The 547-nt window shown below is 63.3% G+C and carries 1 protein-coding gene; it reads right to left on the reverse strand.

Annotation, left to right across the window (positions count from 1 at the left end; genetic code table 11):
• On the reverse strand, window positions 1–547 hold a 547-nt coding region (locus AC0V2Y_RS28585; protein WP_475418475.1), incomplete at both ends, for a gp53-like domain-containing protein.

The raw sequence follows: 547 nt of genomic DNA on the forward strand, positions 1-547 counted from the left end.
GGAGGTGGGCATGGCGGCGACAAACGCATTGGAATTGGGACTCGCACCGACCCCCAGGACGCTGGCCGTACAGCCGAACGCCGCTTCCTTGAACGCCACCGGAAAGGAGAAATTCTTTGTTGCAATGCCGTTTGATGCGACGGGCACGTCGACGGTTTGCCATTGCATGATGAAGTCGTCCGGCAGGAACTTGTGGCCGCTACCGGCCAGCACGCCTGAAAATGCGGCATTGCGGCTCAGTTCCGCGGTGGAATCGATCACGCGCCACACCTGATCCGTGGTCGCCATCAGCGTGAGCGACTGGCCTTTTTTGACCGTGATGCTGTTCGTTTCATCGGGCGCCATGAGAAAGGCGCCCTTGGCCGGCACGAGCCGTCCACTTTGCGGGCCGGTGCAATGGACGCGCACGCAGATGCCGGCATTGTTGGGAATGCCCAGCGATACGGGAGGGGGCAGGGTGAGCACCATTGCCGCGCCGCCCAGCAAGAGGACCGAACCGGCGTCGTCGGCGGTCAGCGAACGGTCCGCTTCCACGCGGGTGTAACCC

Source organism: Janthinobacterium sp. BHSEK, assembly GCF_056174685.1.